This window comes from Scytonema millei VB511283, assembly GCF_000817735.3.
Classification (GTDB): Bacteria; Cyanobacteriota; Cyanobacteriia; order Cyanobacteriales; family Chroococcidiopsidaceae; genus Chroococcidiopsis; species Chroococcidiopsis millei_B.
Genome location: NZ_JTJC03000014.1, coordinates 1 through 2,942 on the forward strand (window position 1 = coordinate 1; position 2,942 = coordinate 2,942).

Genomic DNA, 2,942 nt, shown 5'->3' on the forward strand with positions numbered 1-2,942 from the left:
GCAGCGGTGAATAATCCATAAATACCCCGCTGGTGCAATGCAATGCCAGCTTTGAGATAGCCAAAGGCAGGTCCACAGACGTTGGCTGCCATGCTAGTTTCATCACCTAAAGTGAAGGTATGGGTGGAAATTTTACCTTCAAAGGTGCGACCAGTAACTTTAACATTGGTGCTGATGGGCTTTTTAGGATTGCGGGTATCGACTATGCCGCCAACAGTAACGCGATCGCGTCCTACAATTCCTGCTAACTCCAGCATCACATCATCGGCGTGTTCCATGTTCTCTAAAGTCAGCACGCCATTTATCCAGAAGTGCTTCTACTTCCTCATCCGTCATTGCCCTAGCAGTTTCTACACTAAACCCTGGCATATGGGCAATATCTTCGCGGATGGTGGCGCGGTAAGCTTCCCAATTGGCAATTCCTACCCCAAAGGTAATTTCCACTCGATGAATTTCGGCGTAGCTTTGGGCGGCTATTGCTGCTGCTGCTGTTAACAGTCCTGGTGTCGCCCCACATCCTGTCATGTAGGTAATTCCTGCTGCTTGCAGTTCCTCTTTCATCGCCAGCAGTTGTTCCACGGCACTGGTGCGCTTAATAGCATCCACTAGTACCCCACGCCATCCAGATTTGATAAACTGCTTAGCTACAGAGGGAATGAAATTATTGGGTAGATTAGGTAAAGCCAGAAAATACCCATCTACTGGATAAGATTTTTCTATTAAATCCTCAACACTACGATTTGTTAAAGTCCCGAAGGGTTCTAAATAACCCACCGAACCTTGAGATTGGTAAGTTGCAATGCATTCTTGAGCATTTAAACCATCAGCGGCGTAGGCGTAGCCTTGTTTGTCTGCCGCTGTCACTAAAATCATTTCACGTTTTGGGGCGAGTACCTTGGCAGCAGCTTGCCCCAGTCCGCCAAAGCCCAGTACTCCTACGCGCATCGCTTTGGGGAGATGAGTAGAACCTGTCACTTGCTCTGCATTCATGGTCAACTTTGTAGACTTAAATAAACGTAAGTTCTGGTGAACCTCTCCCACCCAACCTCCCTCTCGTACAAGGAGAGGGAGGAGCACAAGTAAAAATCAGAGTTTTAAGCCTCTCCCTTTGTAGGGGAGAGGTTTGGAGAGGGGTCAAATCAGGATACATCGAACTCACGTTAAATAACAGCTTATCCTACCCTTAAACGGTCAGCAGTCCTGAGTTCTGAGTTCCGATTTCTTTCTACTCAGCAATGTTTTACTGATAGTTTTATCGCTTAAATTTGAGAATAATGATAAAGTTTTTCAATAATTCTCACGATTTCTCCGCCTCTTGCTAGCGCTGCTGCTCGTTTCTAGGCGTTATGCCATTTAAATTGTCAGTTGAATTTTTAGCTTGACTAAATTGATAAGGTTAAGGGACACTAACAAATATCAGAAGTAGTGACCTATACAAATAATAAGTTTTGTAAACTTTATGAGATATATATTTTGAGAGATGGAACATTAGTTAACAAATGGCAAATTTGTAGCTAAGAGAAAACGCTGTAGCCAAGGGCTATTTTTGTAGTCATTTGCTATGGCAGTACTGTCCAAGCTTAGTATTTTGGTTGGCGAAGAGCATGGAGACTTTAGAGTTCATAATTTATCCAGATGGTCGGGTACAAGAAAAAGTCACTGGCATTGTGGGTGCTTCGTGCGCTGAAGTCACAGCAGCGATAGAGGCACAGCTAGGACAAGTACTAACTCACGAGCCAACCTCAGAATACTTTGCTAGCAAGGTGCAGCAATCTGGTGTGGTGAATACGCAAACCACTTTCAGCGATTGGTAAGTTTTCAAGCATAGTTTAGTTACATTGATTTACAACCACCATGTCACACTTTAGCCAAATCAAGACTCAAATTCGTAACATTGATTCCTTGAAAGATGCTCTGACAGAATTAGGTATAGACTGGAAACAAGGTCCACGCGAAGTACGTGGTTATCGCGGTCAAACTCATGATGCCGAAGTCACCATTGAGCAGCAAAATGGTTACGATATCGGCTTTAAATGGAATGGCAAAGAATACGAACTGGTTGCTGACTTACAATATTGGCAGCAAAACCTGTCGGTTGAAGGTTTCTTGCGGCAAGTCACACAGCGATATGCATATCATACAGTAGTTAAAGAAACTGCTCGTGCTGGATTTCAAATTGCTGAACAACAAAAAAATGAAGATGGTTCCATCCGTCTACTTGTACAGCGCTGGAGTGCGTAATGTCTGATTTTTTGCCGTCGCCGGAACAAGAGGAAGACAACCGCTCAGGTTTTGAGCCAGAATTGGGCGGTTTTTTACGAGACGCGCCAGAACGCTCTGGTTTAGAGCCGGAATTGGGCGGTATATTGCGGCAAAAGGGTGTCTATGTTGACGAAATTACCTGTATCGGCTGCTTGCACTGTGCTCATGTTGCGCGTAATACGTTTTACATTGAACCAGATTACGGGCGATCGCGTGTGATTCGTCAAGATGGCGATCCAGAAGAGGTTATTCAAGAAGCAATTGACACTTGTCCTGTTGATTGCATCCACTGGGTTGATTACACCGAACTGAAAAATTTAGAAGAAGAGCGCAAATATCAGGTCATTCCCCTAATTGGATATCCAGTGGAAGGGGCAGTTATTGCTGCCCAACGGCGACGCAAAAAGCAAAAACTAAAGCGTAAAAAATCCCGTTATTAAAGTTAGTCTCATCTCATGTTGGAGGGCTGGTTTAACCAGTCCTCCTGTTTTTCATGACTAGCAAAAGGCAGTGTCTTTTGGGATTGTAACTAGTACACCGCGGCGTCCGCGCAGGAGATACGCTAACGGCGTATAAGGATTTTTTTGTCAACATTTCACACGTGTAGAGACGTTGCATGCAACGTCTCTACAAAGATTATCGTTGTTTTTTGCAAATTGTCTTATCGGCAACCGTATTGG

3 protein-coding genes and 1 pseudogene are annotated in these 2,942 nt (G+C 44.3%); 3 read left to right on the plus strand and 1 reads right to left on the minus strand.

The window, feature by feature from the left end:
- Window positions 1–990: pseudogene (gene bioU / locus QH73_RS25520) on the minus strand ((S)-8-amino-7-oxononanoate synthase BioU); the annotation flags it as partial.
- Between the two features lie 614 nt (window positions 991–1,604).
- Here bioU and QH73_RS25525 point away from each other — a divergent pair.
- Genes QH73_RS25525 through QH73_RS25535 form a run of 3 tightly spaced genes read left to right on the plus strand, consistent with a single transcriptional unit; the run spans window position 1,605 to window position 2,702 of the window.
- Window positions 1,605–1,814 (plus strand): DUF2997 domain-containing protein, encoded by a 210-nt coding sequence (locus tag QH73_RS25525; protein WP_132867554.1) that lies wholly within the window; start codon window positions 1,605–1,607, stop codon window positions 1,812–1,814.
- 40 nt (window positions 1,815–1,854) lie between these two features.
- The gene (locus QH73_RS25530) at window positions 1,855–2,241 is read left to right on the plus strand and encodes a DUF1257 domain-containing protein (protein WP_132867555.1); all 387 of its coding nucleotides are present in this window, start codon (window positions 1,855–1,857) and stop codon (window positions 2,239–2,241) included.
- Window positions 2,241–2,702: a ferredoxin gene (locus tag QH73_RS25535; protein WP_132867556.1), complete on the plus strand. Its 462-nt coding sequence runs from the start codon at window positions 2,241–2,243 to the stop codon at window positions 2,700–2,702. The genes QH73_RS25530 and QH73_RS25535 overlap by 1 nt, the downstream gene beginning before the upstream one ends.
- Window positions 2,703–2,942: the final 240 nt, after the last annotated feature.